The following is a 19,608-nucleotide window of genomic DNA, read 5'->3' on the forward strand; positions in this document are numbered from 1 at the left end:
GATCGTGTCTATTTTCGCGGCTTTTCTCGCGGCCGCGCCGCTCGCAGCCTCGCCTCAGCTCGACGGCGCCGGGGGCCCCAACGATCCGCTGACCGTCACGGTCAATGGACCCGCGCTCGACGAGGCGCAGGGCGCGAACCCGTTCGCCGACTATCGGCTGGACGTGACCTTTTCCGACGGCAAGGCGGCCTGGACGGTGCCAGGCTATTTCGACGGCTGCGGCACGGCAGCGGACGACGGATGTACCGGCGGCACGGTCTGGCGCGCGCATTTCCTGCCGCCTCACCCCGGCACGTGGACCTGGCGGATCGGCTTCACGCAGGGACGCGACGTCGCCGCGACCGATAATGCCACCGGGGTCCGGCTGCGCCCGGACGGAATGCGCGGCCGTTTCACCGTCGCCGCGCAGTCGCGAGATGCGGTTGGCGCGCGCGGTACGCTGCGATACACCGGCGATGCCTATTATCGCTGGTCGGGCAGCGGCGCGCCGTTCTTCAAGTTCGGTCCGGACGCGCCGGAAAACACGCTGGCCTACAGCGGGTTCGATGCCACTTCGAACGCCAAGGGCCTGCGCAAGGACTGGGCTCCGCACGAGCGCGACTTCGATGCCGCGGCTGCGCCCTACCTGTGGCGCGACGGACAGGGGCGCGGGCTCCTGGGCATGATGCGCTACCTGGCGGACAGCAAACTCAACACCGTTTCGATGCTCCTGTTCAACGTGGGCGGCGACGATCGCAATGTCGTGCCGCAGTTGTTCGCGGTTTCCGAAGCCGAGTATGCCGAGATGAAACCGGGCGAGCAGTGGCGTACCGGCGTGGTCCACGACCGCTACGATGTCTCCAAGCTCGCGCAATGGCGCCGCGCGCTGGCCTATGGCGACGCGCTCGGGCTCGCCCTCCACCTCAAATTGCAGGAAACCGAGAACGACCAGTTCATGGACGGCGGCGACCTCGGCCGCGAACGCCGCATCTACCTGCGCGAGATGATCGCCCGGTTCGGCGCCTTTCGCGGAGTGACCTGGAACCTGGGCGAGGAAAACACGCAGACGCCAGACCAGGTGCGCGCGATGGCGGCCTACGTCGACCGTATCGACCCATACGACCATCCGATCGTGCTCCACACTTTTCCGGAACAGAAGGAGCGTTACCGCCCGTTGCTGGGCGCGGCGAGCAGCCTGAACGGGTTCTCGCTGCAGGGGCAGAAGGACGATTTCGCAGATATCCGTCCGGACATCGTCCAGTGGCGCACCGCATCCGACCTGACCGGACGCCGTTGGCCGATCGGCTACGACGAGCCCGGCAGCGCGGCCGGCGGGGCGGGGGTCGATCCGGGCTACCCGGACAGTCGGTTGCCGTCCAAACGCGATCTGTCGATCCCGCGCGAACGATTCCGGCGCGAGGTAATCTGGAACACGCTGACCGCCGGGGGCGACGGGGTCGAGGCCTATTACGGTTACAGGACCGGGTGCACCGACCTGAATTGCCAGGATCACCGCACGCGCGCGGAACTCTGGCGCGACGGGGTGCGGGGGCGGGAATTCTTCGAGACCCACATCGGAGCGCGGGCAAGCGGAATGCGGGCGGAAGACGGCCTTACTGCCGACCCGACCGACTACGTGTTCGCCGAAGCGGGCAGGACGTACCTCATCTACACCACGGCAGCGGACAGGCTGCGGCTCTCGCTGCTCGGCTTTCCCGGCCAGTACACGATCGAATGGTTCGATCCTACGGGTTCATCCGGTCTCGAAAAGGGTTCGCTAGCGACGATCGACGTCGGGACCGACGCCAAACTGGCGATGGAGGTCGCGCTCGGTGCGCCGCCGCGCAACATCGGCTCGGACTGGGTCGTTCTGCTCCGACGCGTCAACTAGCGAGTTGGACCAAATTGGCGTAATCTGTGCAATTCAATGACTTATTAGATATCGTAAACTCCGTTGCAAGTCATACTTGTATGATTTATTATCCCAAGGCTCGTGACGCTTGCCAGGAGCCGAACGATCAGGACAGCAGGGGGCCGAAACGATGCCCCTTCGCCTTGGGAGGGGAATATCGTGATCTCGACGCACCGCGTACGCACCAGCATCATCGCCATCGCCGCATCTTCCTTTGCAAGCCCCGCGCTCGCGCAGGACGCCACCGATCCGAACGCGGGCGAGGGCGAAATCGTCGTCAGCGGCATTCGCCAGAGCCTGGAGGATGCGCTCAACACGAAAAAGAACAACAACAAGATTTCCGACGTCATCTCAGCCGAGGACATCGGCAAGCTGCCCGACCTGAACGTTGCCGAGGCGATGCAGCGCGTGACCGGCGTGCAGATCGGCCGCGACGAAACCGGCGCCGGGTCGAATTTCCAGATCCGCGGCCTGTCGAACAACAACGTCGAGGTGAACGGGCGCCAGATCGCCAGCAACGGTGGCGACACCCGCTCGAACAGCTTCAACACGCTGGGTTCGCAGCTGTTCAAGGAGATCGAGGTCGTCAAGTCGCAGACCGCCGACCTGATCGAAGGTTCGATCGGCGGCACCGTCAAACTCAAGACCTATCGCCCGCTCGACTTCCGCAAATTCACGATCAGCGGCCAGGCCCAGGTCAGCGACACCGAACTCACCAAGCCCGGCTACCTCTTTTCGGGCCTGATCGCCAAGCCGTTCGATACCGGCATGGGGCGCATCGGCATCCTGCTGAACGGCGCATACGAGCGCCGCAACGTTACCGCCGAGGGCGTCGCTGTCGATTGGCGCGTGATGCAAAGCCAGCAACAGACGAAGTATCCCGGAATTTCCACGACCTACAGCACCTTCCGCCCGGGTCAGGTTCTCGTCGAGCGGCGTCCGTTCGAATTCGACCAGATCAGCCTCGACGGCATGGTGCAGTGGGAAGCCACGCCCAACCTCGAGTTCTTCGTGCAGGGAACCTATTCCCAGTACGATCGCGACCGGGCGCAGAATCGTTTTATCTACGTCCTTACGAGCAACAACTCGGCGGGTGTGACGTCGCCGCAGGCGCCTGTGCTGAGTACGTATACGCGGCCCGCTTTCGGGACCGAATTTACCTGCACCAACCCGAGCCAGCCGGCGACCTGCGCCAGCGCCGGGTCGACGGTTTCGCGCGACCTGCTGCTGGCCGGCGAGCTGACCCGTACGCCCGATCGCACGGCCGCGAACTTCGAGCAGTACAAGGAAACCCAGCAGGCCTACGCCGGTGGCTTCAAATACACCGGTTCACCGATCCAGGTGGAATTCCAGTACAGCTACAGCAAGGCGCGGGTCGATCGTGACGCTTTGAACCACGCGCTCAACCTCACGACCGGCCTGGCCGGTACCCTCAGCCAGCCCGGCGCCCGGTGGGATTTCACCGACGGGGCCGACCTGCCCAGCATTTCGCTGGTCTTCCCCACCGGCGCGCGCGAGGAAGACAATCCGTCGGCTTACACCCTCAACAACTTCTCCGGCCAGTTGGGCTACAGCGTCAACACCCAGAATGCCGCCGCGCTCGACTTCGACTGGGATACGGGGGCCAACTTCGTGCGCAACATCGCCTTCGGCATGCGCTGGTCGGAAAACAATATCCGCAGGTTCCAGCAGCGGATCGGCGGAGCGGGCGGCCTGACGATAGGCGGCACGAACAATCTGGGCACGATCCAGCAGAATTCACCCGACGCCGTGGGCGACATCTACCAGTTGCTGACCCCGCCCGTTCTCGATGGGTACACCGGCGATATCGTGCGCCAGTGGATCGTGCCGGTCTTTGACCAGCGGCAGGATCTGAACGACTACGCGCGCGCGACCGCGCCCGGGCTCTACTACTTCATCGATCCGTACTACCCGTACGACATCACCGAGAACGTCTTCGCGGGCTACGTGATGGCGGATTTCGAAGGCAATCTCGGAGTGCCGTTCACCGGCAACGCCGGCGTCCGGCTGGTCGAAACTTCGGTCAAGGGATATGCATGTACCCTTCCGGTGCCGGGCGACACGATCACGGCGTTCGGCCGCGAGCTGTGCCACTTCGATTCATTGCAGCAAGGCAACCCGGGCACGCCGGGGCCGATCCCGGTCACGGACAACGTCGATTCGAACAGTTATTTCAAGATCCTGCCCAGCGCGAACATCACGTTCTCGCTTCAGCCGGACCTGTTGCTTCGTCTCGCCGCGTCGCGGGCGATGTCGCGGCCCAACCCATCCGATCTCGCGCCGTCGCGCGATATCGCGCAGGGCGGAACGACCGGCCGCCAGGGCAATCCGCGGTTGCAGCCGTTCGAATCGGACAACTTCGACGTTTCGCTCGAATGGTACGTCAACCGCTCGACCGCGTTCACCGCGGCGGCCTTCCTCAAGAAGGTGCGCAACTTCACCGAGCTCGAGCGCTTCATCTTCAGCTTTGACGAGGACAACAGCGGCACGATCGACGACGACGAGGATTTCAGCATCACGCGTCCGGTCAATGGCGGCTCGGGCACCATTAAGGGCTTTGAACTGAACGCGCAGGTGACGTTCGATTTCCTGCCCGGGTTCCTCGACGGGCTCGGCTTTTCGGCCAACTACACCTACACCGACAGCTCGCAGAACAGCGGGTTCGACGAACTGACGGGCGAACAATTGCCGATCCCGGGCCTGTCGAAGCATGCGTACAACCTCGTGGCGTTCTACGAGAAGTACGGCTTGTCGCTCCGCGCCGCCTACAACTGGCGCAGCCGCAATTACGAAGGTGGCGGCCCGGGCTCGAACGATCTGCGGCTGTATTCGGTGGACCAGGACCAGCTGGCGCTCGGCCGGACGGTCTACATTCCCTATTCCGCCGCGCTGTCGAACTTCAACGCGCCGTACGCCCAGCTCGATCTCTCGGCGAGCTATCAGATCGTCAAGGGCGTGACGGTGTTCGGCCAGTGGCAGAACGTGAACAACGAATTGAAAACCCAGTACTATTCAGTACCCGAGGCGCTGGGCAACGTGACAGACACCGGCTCGATCATGCGCGCAGGTATTCGCTTCCGGTTCTAATTCTCTCCAGAGAACCGGATAGTCATCCTGGGGGTGCCGATCGGCACCCCCTTTTTTATCGGCAATCGGGGGTGAGGAGTTCCGCCAAGCTGTCGTTCAGGCGCGTTGTTTTCGCGTCGATCTCTGCCCGCGTCGCGAAAGGCTTCGGATTACCCGAGCAGAGCCCGGTCACGGTAACCTTCGCATCGCTTACGCGGCCGTTGCGGCGGCCGAAGGTGAACAGCGGCGGGCGTGCCATGCCGTCCGGGACCACGAGGCGGAACCCCTCGATCGTTATGTCGGTGGCGAGGCGGCCGGTGCCCTCGCGTTGCCCCGCGCGGGCGAACACGCCCTGGTTGTAGCGGGCGGGGCTGTTGGCGATCACGGTCAGGTTGCGAATAGTCGCGTCGCCCTTTTCCGCCCCCCAGCCGAACTGGATCGGCGCCCCGTTGCGGTTGTGGACGATCGTCACGTCCTCGAATAGCATGCCGCCCGAATAGACCTTCAGCGCGTCGTCGAAACTGTCGATCAGCACGTCGCGCACGATCGTCCCGTCGCCGCCGCCGACGCCGTCGGTGGTCGCCTCGCCGCGGGTCTCGCGCATCGTCACGTGCTCGACAGTCAGCGGCCCGCGCGCGAGGATGTGGAACTTGTCGGGGTCGAGCGAGGTGAGGGTGCTGACCGTCACGCGCGCCTTGCTGAAACTCATCACCCCGCTGCGGTCGCGCACGTTGGGGTCTGTCGCGGTGTTCCGGTCCAGATCGCCCATGCCGACGAGTCGCGACGTTTCCCGGTCGGCGCCGCGGATCAACAGCGGCTTGGCACGTGTGTCGGGAATCAGGAAACTGCCGCGCACCGTCGCGCCCGGACCGATCACGATCTCGTCCCACGCGTCGGGTACGGCGAACTTCGACCCGACAACGGTATCGGCATCGTATCGCTGAACGATACGATTCGGTGCGGTAGGCGTACCTGCCGGGGGCGCGGCGCCGACGCAGGCCGCGCAGGCCAGCGGAAACAGCAGGATAGTTCGCACCGGCATTCTCCTATCGACAATCGGGCGTGACGATCTCGACCGCACCGCCCTGCAGCACTTCGGTCTCGGCATCGACCGCGGCGCGATTCCAATAGGCGGGCATGGCTCCCGAGCAGAGTCCGGTCACGGTCACCTTGTAATCGTCGACCTCCAACCCGCTGCGGGTGCCGAACTGGAATAGCTTAGGTCGCGCCATTCCTTCGGGCACGATCACCTTCAGGCCTTCGATGACCAACGTCGATTCGAGCGGGCCGACGCCGGCCTTCTTGTTGGCGCGAGCGATGATGCCCTGGTTGTAGAGCGTCGGGCTGTTGGCGATCACCGTGAGGTTGCGGATCGTCGCGCTGCCGCGCTCGGTCCCCCAGCCGAGCTGGATCGGCGCGCCGTTGCGGTTCATCGTGATGGTCACGTTGTCGAACGTCATGTCGGGCGAATAGACCTTCAGCGAATCGTCGTAGGTGTCGATTCGCGCATCATCGACGCGGGTCCCGCGTCCGCCGCCAATGCCGTCGGTCGTATAGGCCTTGCGGGTATCGACGATATCGACACGCTCGGCCAGCAGCGGACCCCGGCCGACGAAGTTGAACTTGTCGGGATCGCGCGAGGTCAGGTCGCGGATCGTGAGCGGCGCAAGCGAAAGACTGGTGATCGCGCTGTGGCTGCGCGCGAAGGCGTTGCGCTGCTGGATGTGATCATAGGTCCCGGTGCCCTTGAGGACCGACGTTTTGCGATCCTCGCCGCGGATGATCAGCGGACGGCTGCGGGTTTCCGGGATGGCGATGCTGCCGGTGATCGTCACGTCGGCGCCGATCACGATCTCGTCCCAGTCGTCGGGCGGTTCGAACCGCGAACCGATCGTCGTATCGTGGGAAAAGCGGGCGCTCGTTCCGACCGAACCATGGGACAGGTCAGCATCGACGGCAGCGCCGGAAACGCCTTGCGCCAACAGCAGCAGCGCGCCCAAGAAAGACATCGTTCGGCTTCCCACACCCGGATTTGAATGATAAGTCATATGAAAGAACCTGCCGTTCGAGGCAAGCATCGGGAGAGCGTTTTGCGTCGTTTCTGGATCGTCGTACTGGCGCTCGCGCTGTTGTCCTGCACCACAGTGCCGGCCCAGCCCGAACCGTCCCGGCTCCCCAACGTAGTCATGTTCATCGCCGACGACCTGTCGCTGCGCGATGCGGGGCCGTATGGCGCGAAAGTGGTCAAGACTCCCACTCTCGACCACATGGCGAGGGAAGGGCTGACGTTCGATCAGGCCTATGTCGCTTCGCCGGCGTGCGCTCCCAGCCGCTCGGCGCTGTTCACCGGGCTGATGCCGGAAAAGAACGGGGTGACGGCGAACCACGATTTTACGCGAAAGCCGGGCGTGACCTCGCTGATGCACGATCTCGTGGCTAAGGGCTACGAAGTCGCCATATTCGGCAAGGTGGCCCATGGGATCACCAATCCCAACGAACACTGGGACCACGGCGTCACCTATAAGGGAAAGCCGCAGCTCGATTTCGACGAACTCCACCAGTTCCTCGACAAGCGCGATCCGAAGAAGCCGTTGTTTCTGCTCGTCGGGACGCGTCATCCGCACGTTCCGTGGATCCGCGAGGGTTACCGCCTCGATCCGAAGGACGTCGATTTGCCGAACAAGGCGGTGGATACGCCGCAGACGCGCATCAACCGGGCCCAGTACTACGAGTCCGTCGCCCGCATGGACGAGGACCTCGACAAGACGCTCGACCTCGCGGCGACCTATCTCGAACTGCAGGATACCCTGGTGCTGTTCAGCTCCGACCACGGGGCACAATGGCCGTTCGCGAAGTGGAACCTCTACGATGAGAGTGTGCGCGTGCCGCTGCTGGCGGTCTGGCCCACCCGGATCGCGCCCGGGACGCGCACCTCCGGCATGGTAAGTTGGATCGACATCGTGCCAACGGTGATCGACCTTGCCGGGGCAAAGATGAGCGGCGCGCGGGATGGGCGCTCGTTCGCTACGGTGCTGTTCGGCAAGGCGGACGAGCATCGCGACGTGATCCTCACGACCCATACCGGCGACGGACCGATGAACGTCTTTCCAATGCGCTCGGCGCGGACCGACTGCTTTGTCTACGTACGCAACCTCCACCCCGAGTTCGCCTACACCACGCACATCGACAAGGCGGGCGACAAGTGGACCAACGAATACTGGCAGACCTGGCTGGAGCGAGCGAAGACCGATCCGGCCGCGGCCGAGATCGTGCGGCTCTATCGTCGCCGTCCGGCCGAGGAGCTGTACGACCTGCAGGCCGACCCCGGCCAGCGCACGAACCTGATCGCCGATCCGCGCTTTACGAGCGAACTCGCGAGATTGCGCGCGGCGGTCGATCGATACAGCCGCGAATCGAACGATGAAAGCGAAGTCGCCGCGAAGCCGACCATGCCGGAAGAGCTGCCCGACGTGGACCGCGCGATCGCGGGCGTCGTGGGCCAGGCGCCCTTGAAATAGACGAATCGGACGGGAGAACAGGGATGATGCAGCGTCGCGCGATGATGAAGGGGATGGGTGCAGCGGTCGCGGCGGGCGCGATGCCGGACCTCGCATTGGCCAAGGGAAACAGCTTCACCTGGCAGAATCCCATCTTCGACGGGATCACCGGCGGCATCCGCGATGCGCAGGTCCTCCGCGATGGCGGCCGCTGGCACCTCGTCGGAACGGCGCCGGAATTCTGGACGGGCCCGAACCTCGGGGTCCGCATTTTCTCGTCCGATACCCTGACGAGCTGGGGCGAGGAGCGCCTTCTGATCGACCGAAGCAAGCTCGACCCGTCGGTCTGGTACTACGATCGGTTCTGGGCGCCCGAGATTCACAGGATCGAGGGGAAGTACTGGCTGGTCGTCAACTGCCGCAACGAGAGCGAGGCGCACAAGCACAGCCACGGCACGCTGCTCGCGCGGGCCGATGCGCTCGATGGGCCCTACGAGATATTGACCCCCAAGCAGCCGCTCGTGACCGGCAACGACATGACGATCTTCACCGACGACGATGGTCAGACCTTCGGCTACTGGAACCAGGAGAAGGTCATCAAGGGCGGGCGCCTGTGGCTCGACGGCGGCAAGTTCCTCGGCGAGCCGTGGGACTGCTTCTACGTCGGCGGGCCGCAGGCGTGGGACAAGATCGGGATCGAGGGCCCCTATGTCATCAAACGCGATGGCCGATACTACATGTTCTACTCGAGCTGGTCGCGCGGCTACGAAATCGGTTATGCCACCGCCGACCGGCCCGAGGGGCCGTGGACGAAGTTTTCCGGCAACCCGATATACGGTGCGCAGAACGAGCGGGAGTGCGAAAAGGCCGGTCTCGCTTGCAATGTCGACACCAGAACGCCCTATCGCGCGGTCGGTCACAACGAGGTGTTCACCGGCCCCGACGGGCGGTTGTGGATCAGTTGCCACGGCATCCTGCGCGACGGGCCTCATGCGGGAATACCCTCGCTCGTGATCGAGCCGATCGATTTCGTGAATGGCGAAATCCGTATCAAGGGCCCGACCTCGACCCCGCAGACGGTGACCTGGTAGCGGCTACCTCGCGGGTCCGACGGGGCGCGGAACGGGCTTTCCATCGGCGTCGAATTCCAGCGCGAGTACGCCCAGGCGCATGTGATAGGGCGCGGTCGTGTCGGACCCGAACATGGTGGTGTAGACCTGCCCGCCCTTGCCTTGGAAGACCGTGGCATGCCCCGCGTGCGGGACCGCGAAGCGCCGTTCGCTCCACGGACCGGTCGGGCTGTCGGATGTCGCGTAATAGAGGTCGTAGGTACCCTCGTGGCTGCCGCTCCAGTCGGTGCCGAACAGGTAGAACCTGTCGCCGATCTTGAGCGCCGAGCAACCCTCGTAACCCATCGCCACCCCGCCCGCCGCGCGTTGCTGGCCGTACTTATCGGCAAACCCGTTGCGCCGTGCGTTGAGCTTCTGGAGCTGGCACCCGCCGTAGAAATAATAGAGATCGGCCCCGTTCTCGAACAGGAATCCGTCGATGCCTTTTTCGACGAGAGGGCCGTCGGTGACGCTTTCGTACGGACCCTCGGCCCTGTCGGTTTTCGACTTGAACAGCCAGGTCTGGCCCGATCCGGTCCAGATCGAGAAGGTCAGGTACCAGGCCTTGTCGTGTGCCGACCAGAAGATCTCCGGCGCCCACAGCTTGGGGTTCGCTTCGGCCGGCAGGGTGACGCCAAGATCCTTCTCCGAGAACTTCCAGGCGAAACCCCGGTATTGCCAGTCCTTCAGGTCGCGGCTGCGCCAGAGTTCAATGCCGCCTTTTGGCAGTTCCCAGCCCCATTTCTTGGTCCCGACGAGGTAGTACCAGCCGTCCGCTCCCAGCGCGATCGAAGGATCGCGGATCGCCTCGCCCGCCAGCGACGGCACGGGCAGCAACGAACCGGCGGGTCCGGCTTCCAGCACGCGGGACCCGTCGGGGCGCAAGCGCCCGGCGGCGTTCGTTTCCAACGGCACGAGGGCGGTCTTGCCGGGCAGCAAGGCGTTCTCGTCCCCAGGCGTCGCCGCGACGAGCGCGGCCAGCTTGCCGCCGGGCATCGTCACGAGTTGGCCAGCACCCCCGTGCGTCACCGCGAGATAGCGGCGCGTGTAGGGGCCGGCCGGTCCACCCTCGCTTTCCGCGACGAACATGTCGGTCGGCGTCGCGCCCAGGCGTTCGTCGGGAGCTGCGGCGACGAACAGGTACTTGCCGTCGCGCTTGAGGATTTGCCCGCCGCTCGTCCCGATGCGGTCTAGCACTGGCGGCAGGCCCCATTTCTTGGGCGGCGCATCGTGGGCGGGGACGAGGCGCTCGATCTTGCCTTCGATCTTCGTGAGGTCGGGAGAGAGCCGGGCGACCGTGCCGCCGTCGAAGGCAAGCCAGACACTCCCGTCGTCGTCCTGGAACAGCGTCGGATGCCGTCCGAACTCGGTCAGACGCGCGTGATGATGCCACGGCCCTTCGGGTTGGCCGCTGTCGCTTCTCAGCACGTGAATACCGCCGAAATCGTACGAGAAGGCGAGGTAAAGCGCCCCGCCGATCGCGTGCAGTTCGGGGGCGACGATCGTGCGCGTCTTGTCCGACAGCGTGTGCCCGGGAAGCGGCCAGGGGGCATCCGACCAGTGACCGGTCTTCTCGGTCCCGTCCCACAGATCGGGCAGCCGCCGCCACGTCTGGAGGTCGGTCGAGCGCCAGAGCGGAATCGTCACTCCCGTAGCCCCCGGGATCGTCCCGGTCAGGTACCAGAAATCCCCGATCCGGCTCATCTGCGGATCGACCAGCGGCTCCTCGACCAACGGCGTCACGGGTCGCGCATCGAACTGGAGATTGATCGCCGCCTGGTCTTGCTCGGCCGGGTCGGCGGACGGGGCCGCTGCTGCCGCCGCCAGCATCGCAAAGGCCGCGGACATACTCATCCGAGGCGAACGCACATCTCGGCCAATCCGCGCGCGCCGGGACGGGCGAAGAAGAGCTGACCCGCTTCCGGCTCCGCTGCCCGGCGGGCGTCGTCGAGATCGGTCCAGGCGCTCGTTGCGGCGAGGATATCGAGATCGGGGCCCCCGAAGGCCGGACAGGTAATTTGCGATGCGGGTAACGACACGCGGTCGATTTCGCGCCCGCTCGTGGGTTCGAGGCAGACGAGCGCCCCTCCGCCCCACAGCGCCTGCCAGATATCCCCCGCGGCATCGACACTGGCACCGTCGGGCCAGCCTTCTTCCGGCGTGAATTGCCGCACGACCCGATCGAACTCCGCCGTCTCGCCGTAGCGATAGGCGTTGAGCGCGCCGGTTGTGGTATCGGCGTGATACATCGTCGCGCCGTCGGGCGACCAGCAGAGGGCGTTGGTGATGCCGATCCCTTCGACCAGCGAGGTGAGCGAACCGTCGGCCTCGAGGCGCCACAGCGTGCCCTTGCGCTCCCCGCCCGCCTTGTCCGCATCCTCGACCATCGTGCCGGCGACGAAACGGCCCTGCCGGTCGACCCGGCCGTCGTTGAAGCGCACGCCGGGGATCGAGACGGGTTTCGCGATCCACTCGACTTCGCCGCTGGCGATCGCGAACTGCGCGAAACCCGCCTCGAACGCCGCGAGGATCACGCCGTCGATGTCGGTCAGCGCTAGCGACCCGAGCCGCTGGGGCAGGTCCGTTTCGGTCAGTTCGCGATCCGGCCACGAAAGCCTGAACAGCTTGCGCCCCTCGATGTCGGTCCAGCGGAACGACTGATCCCGCTCGTCCCAGACGATCCCCTCGCCCAGGCAGTTGGCGATGGTGACGGGCGGGAGCGAGTGATCGGTCATGCGCGAAAACCTATCGCACGCCGCCCGGCAGGCAAGTGCGCGATCGCTCGCACGAGCCAGGCCGGGCAGGCGCCCTCGAGATCAGAACCGACCCGAGATGCCGAAGGTCCAGCGCCGCCCGGTGTCGCGGAAATCGCGCGTGATCTGCGGCAGGTTCAGGTAGCGGTGGACGTAGCTGTTGGTAATGTTGGTCACCCCGCCGAAGACCGAAAACTGCTTGGTGATCTGGTAACTCGCATTGGCATCGAGCTGATCGTAACCGTCGTTGTAAAGGTTCAGCCCGTTCTCGGTGCCGTTGTAATACCCGTCGCGGTAGTTGTACGCGAGCCGGACGCTGAAACCGTACTTCTCGTAGAAACCGATCAGGTTGTAGCTCTTCTTGGAAAGCTGCGGCAGCGGCAGGATCTCGCCCGAGATCAGGTCGAATTGCTGTGCCGGCTGAGTGGAATCGGTGAGGGTGAAATTGGCGACCACGCCGAAGCCGGAGAGAAACCCGGGAAGGAAATCGAACGTCGACTGCAGCCCGACTTCGAAGCCCTTGATGGTGCCGGAGTCACCGTTGTCCGGGAAGGTGATGGTGATTTCGTCCGGGAATCCGTCGTTATCGTTATCACGATCGGGAAGAACCACTGTGCGCGTGCTGTCGACGAAGAACGTGCTGACATCCTTGTAGAACGCCGCTGCGCTGAACAGGCTGTTGCGGCCGAAATACCATTCGAACGAGGCATCGTACTGCGTCGCCTTGAATGGACGGAGGTCAGGGTTGCCCGAACGAGCCTGGAAGCTGTTTCCGGGCAAGCTGTACGATGGCGAGAGGTCCGCAGGATCGGGCAGCGCGAGAGTCTTCGCCGCGGCGAGGCGGAACAGCATGTCGCGCTGGATTTCGAAAGTGATGTTTGCCGAAGGCAGGAACTCGCCCGAACGCGAACTCTGTTGGTCGAAAATAAGGTCGTTACCCTGGATCACGTTCGCCGAGACACGCCGGTCGACCTGGACATAGCGCCCGCCGAAATTACCCCGGAACGGGATCGAGCCGAGATTGCCCGAGAAGTCCATCTGCGCGTAGCCGGCCCAGTTGTTCTCGAGGATATCGAAGCTGTACGTCTGAAGCAGCGGGAATTGCGCGGTCGGCTGGAGCGCCTCCTGCAGGTCACGATATTGTGCCTGGGACAGGTTGACCAAAGTGAACCAGTTTTGCGGCAGCGAGGCATCATAGCGCGCGAAAATCGGGTCCTCGACATTAGTGATCAACCCCTGGAATTCGGGGATGTTGCTGATGTAGCGGTTATTTCCTTCGTTCGATGACACGCTGCCGAAGCGGCGGCCAGTGGCACCGCGACGGGCGACCCTGACACCGATCCTGAGATCGCGGAATAGTCCACTGTCGAGGTGCCAGTTGGTGTCGAAGCGGAGTTCTTTCTCGGTGACGCCGCGAAAAGTGTCACTGATGAAGAAGTTCGAGAACTGCCACCCTGCCGGATCGGAAAAGGAATAACCCGGCGCGAAGGTCCAGTCGAACGACGGCGGATTGTTCACAGAGTCCGTGAAGTCGTAGAGCAGGCGGGTGAACTGGCGCGGGAACGTGGGATCGAGGTTGAAACCGTCAGCCACCGAGAAGTTGTTAGTGATGTTGAGCGCCTTGTTGTTGAGATCGGCGGTGCTCAGAGAAAGGTGCACATCGACGAGGTCGCTCTCGTAATCCGCGGTACCGGCGATCGAGTACTGCCGATTCGTTCCGAACGTGTTGTTCGGATTCACACGAACGAAGTCGAAATTCTTCGTGTTGTTGTTCTGGTTATCGATGCCGATGATCGACGAAAGCAGGAAGCCGAAGGTCTGCGTTCCCGTTTCGGTGCCGACCGGATCGCGACTCACCGTCAGCAACCCGCTGTTTTCGGCGTTGGGGTTTGGCGCGTACCACTGGTTGTTGTTGTTGAGGTTGAACGCGATCTTCTGCTCGTTGTTCTCCGAACTAAACTTCGAATAGTTGCCGGTCACGCTGAACGTCAGGCTCGACGTCGGGGCCCACTGGAATGTGCTGTCGATGCCGATGCGCTCGCGGCTGAAATCGAACTGCTGGATGCGATAGACCTGCGGGCGAAAGACGTCGTAGGTTGGGAAATTCGGATAGGTGGTCGACGCGGCGCTGCCGTTGTTCGAACGAATCTGGTTGGGGACGGCGAGCTTGGCCCAACCGTTGCTGCCGATCTGGTCGGTGCGCGAATTGTACTTCTCGTAGCTTCCGGTGATGAGGAAGCCCATCTCACCCGCGCCCGCGTCCCACTTGGCGCTGAAAAGGCCGGTCAGGCTGGGATCGATGCCCTTGCCGAGCAGCTCGGGGTACTGGCCCTGCGCGCGGAAGGTTATGAGGTTATCCTTGGTCGTCAGCGGCTTGCGCGTGACGAGGCGCACGGTCGCGCCAAGCGCGCCCTCTACATCGGAAGCCGAGGGTGACTTGACGATCTCGACCCCGGCGAAGAGCTGGGAGGAAATGCCCGAGAAATCGTTCGAGCGATTCTCGGGGTTGTCGGGCAGCAGCGAACGACCGTCGACCTCGACGCGGTTCTGGCTGATGCCGCGCACCGTGAAGCCCGCGCCCTCGCCGGCGTCGTCGCGCCCGATCTGTACGCCGGTGACGCGCTGCATGGCTTCGGCGACGTTCTGGTCTGGCAGCTTGCCAATGTCCTCGGCGGAAATGACGTCCTTGATCTGGTCGGCCGCACGCTTCTTGCTGGCGGCATCCTCAAGGCTCGCACGGATGCCCGAGACCACGATCTCGTCCTCGGCCGGCGCGGCGTCCTGGGCGGCGACGGCCGGGGCGAAACAGGCGACGGCGAGCGAAACGATACTGGCGGTCGCGCGAAGCGACGCGGTCCGGCGTGCGGTAATCATGGCATCCTCCTCCTCGACCGCCGGGCCCAGCAATTGGTGGCACCTCGACGATCGCGGAGGAGAATAGATTGTATTACAAATAATGCAATACTAGCGCACGAAAATGTCTCCATCGGCCGCGCCGACTTCGAAGGTTTTCGCTCGGCGGCCGGTGGAAGCCTGCGTGCGATCCGCATCGAACGAAACCGACACCGTCTTGTTGCCAAAGGGATTGTAGACAGCGGTGCCGTTGGTGAATTGGCGGCGCCAGCTGCCGTCCGGCGCCATCGCGCCCGCCGCGGTCGGTCTCCCGAGTTTTGTGTCCCAGAACGCGTACCAGTCGTGCAGGTGGTCGGGCGTCTTGAGCGGGTTGGGATCGGCATAGAGGACGAATGCATCCGATTGCGTGAGACCCATCGTCGTCACCGCCCGCATCCGCTTGAAATCCTTGCGATCGCCCCAGCCCTCAAGAGCATTGACCTTGGGCGAGCGGAACGCTGCTTCATAATAGCGCAGGGCGCGGCTCATCTTGTCCCAGCCGCACAGCTTGCCCGGTTCGGGGTCGCATTCCATGAACGCGCCGTTGATGAGGTGCGCGTACTTCTCGCCGTCCTCGATATCGTCGTGGATATTGACGATGACGATCGCGTCGTCGCCCACCGATCGGCGCACTTCCTCGACGATCGGCAGGTATCCCGACCAGTCGAGCATGACGCCATCGTATACGCCGGACTGCACCGCGATGCGCGCTTGCTCGCCCACGTGCCTGATGAAACCGGGGTTCTCGTAATTGAGCATGTAGTACGGCTCAGGCCCGCCGTCCCACCCGGCTTCGCGCGTGCCGTCGGGGTTGCGTTTCCACCACGGGCTGTCTTCCGGCAGGTAACTGCCCGGCGCATCGCGCCAGCGGATTTCCATCAGCGTGACCATCGCCGGGTTCAGGCGAAGCAGCTCGATGCGATTCTTGATCGCCTGCGCCAGAGAGGCCGACTTGAATCGGGTCGACTGGCCGGCATGGGCACCGTCCCATTCGAGGCCGAGCACGAGCGGGGTCTTGAAGCCGATCTGGCTGACCGGCTCCTCCCACAACAGATCATGCTTGGCCGCTGCGGCGATGCGCTGCGCGATCGTGTCCTGCGGGTACTGAGCCGGCATGTCGAGCGGGTTCCACGCTTGGTAGATCGACGGGAAATCGCGCAACGCCATGCGCTCCGCCGGCGTCGGCAGCACCTTGCCGCCCAGCATCACCGGGTGCGCGCCGCTACCGGCTGGAACGGTCGCGCAGCCGGAAAGGATCAAGGCGGCGGCGAGGGCGGGAAGGGCGCTTTTCATGACTGTCTCCGGAAGTGGGCTGTCAGCCGACACGCAACAGGCGCGCGCCGTGGGGAGGGATGTCGAGCGGCGATCCGTCGGCCGTCGCGCCGGACCAAAGGTCGAAAAGCGACCCATCGCCGATGTCGATGCCTGCGTGCGCGGTGTCGACCGAAAGGGAATCTTCGCCGACGTTGAACAGCGCCACGTAGCGCCCGCCGTCCTCGGCGCCAGCCGCCCAAGCGATCAGGTTTCCATCGCGCAGGATTTCGCGTCCCCCGCTGGATCGCTGATTGACCCCGATCACCGCGTCGTTGGTGATCAGCGCCAGCGTGTCGGCATCCGTTTCGGGCAGGTGTCCGCCGAACATCAGCGGGCTGCGGGCGATCGCCCAGAGGGTCAGCATCGTCACCTGCTCGTCGCGGGTGAAGTTGGTCGACCGGGGTTCGCCCACTTCGGCCCGCAGCGAAATGCGCCCGAGCGGCAGCATGTCGGCGTCCGGCCAGCTTTGCGGACCGGAAAAGCGCGCCCACTTGGCGCAGTGGTCGAACATGCGCCGCAGCGCCGCCCAATCGTCCCAAAAGTCGGGCGAGATCCGCCACATGTGCGCGCGATCCTGCATGTGTGCGACCTGCGCGTACTGCGCGGCACCCGGGCTGAGGCTGAGCGTCACCGGCCGCCCGGCCTTCGCGATCGCGCGGGCGAGGCCGTCGACCTCGTCGGCACGATAGGGGCTGCCGCCTTCGCCGGTCCACGAATTCATGTCGTCGGCCTTGACGAAATCGACGCCCCAGCCCGCCCACAACTCGGCGAGGCTGTCATACCAGGCCTGCCCGCCGGGATGTGCCATGTCCATGGTTCGGAAGCCGTGAAACCAGGGGCACCCTTCGAGCGGCAGACCGATGTCGGCGCAAGTGTGCTCGCTGCCCTTGATCGGGGTGGCTTTTTCGACCGCTTCCCAGGGAACGCCGCGCATGATGTGAATGCCGAACTTGAGGCCCAGTGCGTGGACCTTGTCTGCGAGCGGCTTGAAGCCCATGCCGTCCGCAGCACTCGGATGCAGGTCCGGATTGGGCATGGGTCGTCCCCATTCGTCGAGAAGCAACGGCGGGCGCTGCATCTTGTACTGCTCGCCGAGCGCGGTCAGGCCGCGCCCGTACCATGCCAGGTCGACGACCACCGTGTCCCAACCGTGAGAGAGCAGGTGTTCGGCCATGTACTCGGCGTTGGCCAGCACCTCGGCCTCGGTCACGTCGACGCCGAAACAGTCCCAGCTGTTCCACCCCATCGGAGGAGTTGGCGCGCTCGGAAACTTGAGGGCGCTCACAGCAGCACCGAGAACACGAGCATGAAACCGAACATCAGCACGATCGCGCCGATCGACCAGAATGGCACCGATTTGTACCACGGCCCGCCGAGCCCGCCGCCGAGGTTCATCTTCCGGAAGTTGAAAGCAAGGTCGTCGGTCACCTGCGCCGGTAGCGGGGGCGGAGTGGCGAGGCTGATCAAGGTGCACAGCACCATGCACAGCGCCCAGTTGAGCAAACCCTGGTTGGCGTACGGCACCAGCAAGTCGGGTGCCGAGCCGGTCTGCACCATTATCTTGACCGCTATGCCGAACGCGAACCCCAGGATCACGGTCCACAGTGCGCCGGTGCCGTTTATGCGTCGCCACAGAGTCCCGAGCAGGAAGATCGCCGAGAAGGGCGGGGCGAAGAAAGTGTAGAGTTCCTGGATGTAGACGAACAGGCTTTCGCCGAGCGTGCTGATCCAGATGCCGAGGCCGATCGCCAGCGCGAGGACGACCGCGGTGATGATCCGTCCCAATCCGACGAGCGAATGCTCGCTCGCCGCCGGATTGAAGAAGCGCTTGTAGAAATCGAGCGTCAGGATTGTCGAAGTGGAGTTGAGCACTGCGGCCACCGTCGACTGGATCGCCCCGAACAGCGCGGCGAGCAGCACACCCTTGATACCGATCGGGATCAGCGTCTGGATCATCGAGACGTAAGTCTGGTCGGCGACGGGCCTGACAGCATCCAGCGATTCGGCGCTCGACAGGATTTGCGGATTGAGCGCGAACCAGATCAGGCCCGGCACGACGACGATGAACGGCAACAGCAGCTTGAGGTAGCTGGCGAACGTCATCCCCATGCGGGCGTGATAGATGTCCTTCGCCGCGAAGATGCGCTGGACCAGGAACTGGTTGATCACCGTGTACCACAGTCCGATGTAGAAGAAGCTGAAGACCCAGTGCGTCCAGGGATTAGTCTGGTGGGTCAGCGGCTGGATCACCGAGAGTCGATCGTATTCGTTACTTCCGACAATATCGGGCGCCCATTTGACGATCGCCGCGGCGTACTCCGCGCCTTTCCCCGCGTTGCGCGAAAGCATCTCCCCGAAGCCCGCGACGATGTCGCCGCCCCCGAGCGCGGCCAGCCCGAACATCGTTACGAGCAGGCCTCCGCCGACCATGATGGCGATGGTAAGGACGTCCATCCAGGCGACCGATTTGAGGCCTCCGTAGATCGCCCAGCCGCCCGCCAGAAGGCCGATCAGTGCGATCATCAGGTAGAGACCTGCGTTGCCACCCGCCTGCAGTCCCAGAACCTGGTCGAGCGCGATGATCTTCGAAAAGGCGAGGCCGCCGCCGTAGATCACCGGCGCGAGGAAAGCGACGATGTTGGCAATCACCGTCACGGCCGCGAACAGAAAGCGCAGTTGCGGGTTGAATCGCCGCTCGAGGAATTCGGGTGCCGTGAAGACCTTGGCGCGCAGCAGGAACGGGATGAACAGCCAGATCAGGAACATGAAGGCGATCACCGTGGACCACTCTCCGGTCGCGACAGCGATGCCGTAGATGAAGGCAGCGCCGATCAGCCCGATGAAGTGTTCGGTCGAGATATTCGCGGCGATGTACGAAGAGCCGACCACGTACCATGGCAGGCTGCGCCCGGCGAGGAAGTAGTCTTCCGATTCATCTGTGTCGGCACTCCGGCGCCCGGCCCACAGACCGATCGCGCTTAGTCCGAGCAGATAGAGCGCGAAGGCGCCCCAGTCCCATCCGGTGAGCGACACCGAGGCTTCCGTCATGTGGCGCTCTCCCATTT

12 protein-coding genes are annotated in these 19,608 nt (G+C 64.1%); 4 read left to right on the plus strand and 8 right to left on the minus strand.

The window, feature by feature from the left end; translation table 11 throughout:
• Positions 1 to 4: 4 nt before the first annotated feature.
• Both A6F68_RS04065 and A6F68_RS04070 read left to right on the plus strand, forming a co-directional pair.
• Positions 5 to 1,870 carry a DUF5060 domain-containing protein gene (locus A6F68_RS04065; protein WP_067676674.1) on the plus strand — a complete coding sequence of 622 codons (1,866 nt, stop codon included), beginning with the start codon at positions 5 to 7 and terminating at the stop codon, positions 1,868 to 1,870.
• A gap of 180 nt (positions 1,871 to 2,050) precedes the next feature.
• Complete coding sequence (locus A6F68_RS04070; protein ID WP_067676676.1) at positions 2,051 to 4,999, plus strand: TonB-dependent receptor; 2,949 nt, start codon at positions 2,051 to 2,053, stop codon at positions 4,997 to 4,999.
• Between the two features lie 55 nt (positions 5,000 to 5,054).
• Here A6F68_RS04070 and A6F68_RS04075 read toward each other — a convergent pair whose 3' ends face one another.
• Positions 5,055 to 6,014: a hypothetical protein gene (locus A6F68_RS04075; RefSeq protein ID WP_198152666.1), complete on the minus strand. Its 960-nt coding sequence runs from the start codon at positions 6,012 to 6,014 to the stop codon at positions 5,055 to 5,057.
• 10 nt (positions 6,015 to 6,024) lie between these two features.
• Positions 6,025 to 6,987, minus strand: a complete 963-nt coding sequence (locus tag A6F68_RS04080) for a hypothetical protein (protein WP_067676680.1) — start codon at positions 6,985 to 6,987, stop codon at positions 6,025 to 6,027.
• Between the two features lie 81 nt (positions 6,988 to 7,068).
• Here A6F68_RS04080 and A6F68_RS04085 point away from each other — a divergent pair, with 81 nt between their 5' ends.
• Positions 7,069 to 8,496, plus strand: coding sequence for a sulfatase family protein (locus A6F68_RS04085; protein WP_074428333.1), 1,428 nt, complete (start codon positions 7,069 to 7,071; stop codon positions 8,494 to 8,496).
• Positions 8,497 to 8,519: 23 nt separating this feature from the next.
• Positions 8,520 to 9,566, plus strand: a complete 1,047-nt coding sequence (locus A6F68_RS04090) for a glycoside hydrolase family 43 protein (protein ID WP_067676684.1) — start codon at positions 8,520 to 8,522, stop codon at positions 9,564 to 9,566.
• 3 nt (positions 9,567 to 9,569) lie between these two features.
• On the opposite strand, the gene A6F68_RS04095 is transcribed toward A6F68_RS04090, so the two are convergent.
• From A6F68_RS04095 to A6F68_RS04120, 6 genes are all read right to left on the minus strand, one after another.
• Entirely contained in the window at positions 9,570 to 11,438 is a 1,869-nt protein-coding gene (locus A6F68_RS04095) for a family 43 glycosylhydrolase (RefSeq protein ID WP_084001625.1), read from the minus strand.
• On the minus strand, positions 11,435 to 12,319 hold the full coding sequence (locus A6F68_RS04100; RefSeq protein ID WP_067676688.1) for an SMP-30/gluconolactonase/LRE family protein: 885 nt from the start codon (positions 12,317 to 12,319) through the stop codon (positions 11,435 to 11,437). The genes A6F68_RS04095 and A6F68_RS04100 overlap by 4 nt, the downstream gene beginning before the upstream one ends.
• A gap of 81 nt (positions 12,320 to 12,400) precedes the next feature.
• The gene (locus A6F68_RS04105; RefSeq protein ID WP_157096641.1) at positions 12,401 to 15,211 is read right to left on the minus strand and encodes a TonB-dependent receptor; all 2,811 of its coding nucleotides are present in this window, start codon (positions 15,209 to 15,211) and stop codon (positions 12,401 to 12,403) included.
• Positions 15,212 to 15,301: 90 nt separating this feature from the next.
• Complete coding sequence (locus A6F68_RS04110; protein ID WP_067676692.1) at positions 15,302 to 16,522, minus strand: alpha-amylase family protein; 1,221 nt, start codon at positions 16,520 to 16,522, stop codon at positions 15,302 to 15,304.
• Positions 16,523 to 16,544: 22 nt separating this feature from the next.
• Complete coding sequence (locus tag A6F68_RS04115; RefSeq protein WP_067676694.1) at positions 16,545 to 17,789, minus strand: glycoside hydrolase family 27 protein; 1,245 nt, start codon at positions 17,787 to 17,789, stop codon at positions 16,545 to 16,547.
• Between the two features lie 35 nt (positions 17,790 to 17,824).
• The gene (locus A6F68_RS04120) at positions 17,825 to 19,591 is read right to left on the minus strand and encodes an SLC5 family protein (RefSeq protein WP_067676696.1); all 1,767 of its coding nucleotides are present in this window, start codon (positions 19,589 to 19,591) and stop codon (positions 17,825 to 17,827) included.
• Between the last annotated feature and the right edge of the window lie 17 nt (positions 19,592 to 19,608).

It is taken from the genome of Tsuneonella dongtanensis, from assembly GCF_001698205.1.
In the GTDB taxonomy this organism is placed as follows: Bacteria; Pseudomonadota; Alphaproteobacteria; order Sphingomonadales; family Sphingomonadaceae; genus Tsuneonella; species Tsuneonella dongtanensis.